Annotated in this window: 2 protein-coding genes; both read right to left on the minus strand. The window is 66.0% G+C overall.

The window, feature by feature from the left end:
* Window positions 1-1,714, minus strand: a 1,714-nt coding sequence (locus tag ACQR1W_RS39730; RefSeq protein ID WP_434855874.1) for a condensation domain-containing protein, incomplete at its 3' end; no start/stop codon positions are given.
* A 16-nt stretch (window positions 1,715-1,730) separates the two neighbouring features.
* Window positions 1,731-3,479 (minus strand): condensation domain-containing protein (locus tag ACQR1W_RS39735; RefSeq protein ID WP_434855875.1); only part of this gene is annotated, 1,749 nt, incomplete at its 5' end.

Here is a 3,479-nt window from a genome sequence, read left to right on the forward strand (position 1 = left end):
GGTCGAGCGGCAGGTAGGCCCCGCCGGCCTTGAGGATGCCGAACAGCGCCACCACCATCTCGAACGAGCGCTCGGCCTGGACGCCGACCACGACATCGGGGCCGACGCCGAGCTGCTGCAGATGATGCGCCAGCTGGTTGGCGCGGCGGTCGAGCTCGCCATAGCTGAGCGTTGCGTCCTCGAAGCGTAGTGCGATCCGCTCCGGCGTCCGTGCCGCCTGTGCCGCGAACGGCGCATGCAGCAGGCCTTGTGGGGTGTTCGCCGCGGTGGCGTTGAACGCGCTCACCACCTGGTGCCGCTCGTCCTCGCCGAGTGGCGACAGCGCCGCCAGCGGCCGCGCGGGATCGGTGACGATCTCGCCCAGCAGCCGCGCAAAGTGGCCAAGCAACCGTTCGACTGCCGACGCCGCAAACCTCTCGGCATCATAGATCAGAGTCATCGAGACGGATTGTTCGAGAATGACCTGCAGAGTCAGCGGGTAATTCGTCCGCTCCAGGGTATGGATGTCACTGATCCGCAGGGCTTGCGTCAGCTCCGAGGCGGCCGATATCTCGGTCGGATAATTCTCGAACGCGACGATGCTCTCGAACAGCGGCGTCCCATCCGCCACCTCGCTCCAGCGCTGGACCAGGGGCAGCGGGCTATGCTGATGCTCCAACAACTCGGTCTGCCGCGCCTGGACATCACGCAGCCAGTCCAGCACGGTCGCCCTGCCCGGCAGCGCTACGCGCAGCGGCAGCGTATTGACAAACAGCCCGACCGTGCGCTCCACGTCCGGCAGCTCTGCCGGACGTCCCGATACTGTGACTCCGAACACCACATTGTCACTATCGCAATAGCGGCCGAGCAGCAGCGCCCAGGCCCCCTGCACCAGCGTGTTGATCGTTAATTTGTGCTGCCGTGCGAAGCCTTCGAGCACGGTCAACCTTGTCTTGAGCACACGGCTCTGCTCGGCGTAACGCTCGCTTCTCGTGGTATCGCTGCCGGGGCTCTGCAGAACCAACGAGGTCGGCGCCTCGAAGCCGGCCAACCGCGTCCGCCAATGAGCTTCCGCCGCCGCCATGTCCTGGTGCTGCAGCCAGGCGATGTAGTCGCGGAACGGACGAACCGGCGTCAGCTGCGGCGCCTCCCGCCGGCTGAACGCGACATAGGCGTTGAACACATCATCGAGCAGCAACGGGATCGACCAGCCATCGAACAGGATGTGATGGCTGTTCCAGAGCAGGCGGTAGTCACGCTCGCCGGTCCGGATCAGGCAGAGCCGCATCAGCGGCGGGCGCGCGAAATCGAAACCGCGGAGACGCTCGGCCTGCTGCAGATCTGCGAGCCGCCTCTCTTGCTCGGCGAGCGCCAAGCCTCGCCAATCCTCCCGTGCGAAGGGCAACACCGCCTCGCGCAAGACCACCTGCAACTGGACCGCAAGATCCTGGCCGACAAAGGCAGTGCGCAGCACCGCGTGGCGCGCCACTGCCATACGCCAGGCCTGCTCGAACGCATCGACATCAAGGTCACCTTCGAGCCGGCAGGCGAGCGAGATGACGTAGACCGCAGAATCGGGCTCGTAGAGAGAGTGGAACAGCATACCCTGCTGCATCAGCGACAGTGGATAGATGTCCTCGACCTGTCGCGGTCCGCCGATCGAGGCAATCAGGCGATCGAGGTCCTGCTGACCGATCCTGGGCTGGCCTTTGTTTCTGCTGCTATGCATGTTCATCGGTCGGCTCCCGATCTCAAAAATTGAGAATGTTCTGGAGGAGTGGAAAATCAGACGGCGTGAAGCCGCCCTCGCTGGTTTCGCAGTGCGCGATCAGGGTGCGCAGGTACGCAACAAGACTTGCCGCCAAAGCCTCGACCGTCGACGCTTCGTGAAATGACGCGCTGTAGAACCATTGCAGCTGCAGGCGGCCGTCGCGGACATAAGCGGAGACATCGATCAGATGCGCGCGGGTGTTGCGCCCATCCTGCTGGGCGCCGACGTCTTCCGCCGCAAAGCGCAAACTGCCCTCACCGCCGGCCCCGTCGAGCTGGCCGAGATAGTTGAAGCTGAGCTCGGGCGCGACCTCCGGCATGGCGGCATTGCTGAGATAGCGCAGCAAGCCGTAGCCGACGCCGCGCTGGGGCACGGCGCGCAGCTGCTCCTTCACCGCCTTCAGCGCGTCACCCGGATCGGCCGTCCCGCCGACATCCAGCAGCACCGGGAACAGGCTGGTGAACCAGCCCACCGTGCGCGACACGTCGACGTCACCAAACAGCTCCTCGCGGCCATGGCCTTCGAGCGCAACCAGCAGGCTGCGCCGTCCAGTCCAATCGGCCAAAGCCTCCACCAGCGCCGTCAGCAGCACGTCGTTGATCTGGGTGTGGTAGACACCGGGCACCTCCTGCAACAGTGCCCGCGTCTCCGCCGCATCGACTGACGTGCTCACCATGCGCACCGACTCGGCGCGGTTGGTGCCGCCGTCATGGTCGCGCGGCAGACGGCCCATCTCCGCCCAGGGCTGCCTTTGCCAATAGGCCAGCTCACCCTGCAAGGTATCGGAGGCGGCATGCGTCACCAGCCGTTCAGCCCAGGCTTGGAACGAGGTCGTCTTCGCCGCCAGCCTGACCGGCTCGCCCCGTTGCAGCGCCAACATCACGGCGGAGAGATCCTCCAGCAGGATCCGCCAGGACACGCCGTCCACCACCAGATGATGGATGATCACGAGCAGCCGCTTGCCTTGCGATCCCAAATCGAACAAGGCCGCGCGCAGCAACGGGCCGGCCTGCAGATCGAGGCTCCCCTGCAGCCGGTCGGCATGCATCCGCAACGCCGCAGGCTGCATCGCCTCGCCGAACTCTGTGAGATCGATGGCTTCGACGATCGCTTCACTTGCGCACGCGCTCTCGCCCTCCTCGTGCAGCTGCCGCCAGCCATCTTCCTCCCGATGGAGGCGCAGCCGCAGCGCATCGTGATGGCGCAGCAGATGACCCAGCGCCTGCGCCACCAGTTCAGGCGTCAGCTCCGCATCCGCATCCAGCAGCACCGCCTGGTTGAAGTGATGCGGTGCTTTCAGCTCCTGTTCGAACAACCAGTGCTGGATCGGCGTCAGCGGCACCTCGCCCGTGACGAGCCCCTGCTCCGCTGTCACCGCCGTGGCAGCGCCCGCCACCGCCGCAAGTGCGGCGATCGTCTGCTGCTCGAACACCTGCCGCGCCGTCAGATTGAGCCCGGCCCGCTTGGCCCGCGCCACCACCTGGATCGACTGGATCGAATCACCGCCGAGCGCGAAGAAGTTGTCGGTGACGGAGACGCGCTCGCGCTTGAGCACCTCACGCCAGATCGCAGCAAGGGCTTCTTCCGTGGCGTCGCGCGGGGCGATGATCTCGCCTGTGCCCTGCCACTCCGGCGCCGGCAGCGCGTTGCGATCGAGCTTGCCGTTCGGCGACAGCGGCAGGCGGTCGAGCCTGACGATCGCCGACGGCACCATGTGATCCGGCAGCAT

The organism is Bradyrhizobium sp. HKCCYLS1011, assembly GCF_051167795.1.
Lineage (GTDB): Bacteria > Pseudomonadota > Alphaproteobacteria > Rhizobiales > Xanthobacteraceae > Bradyrhizobium.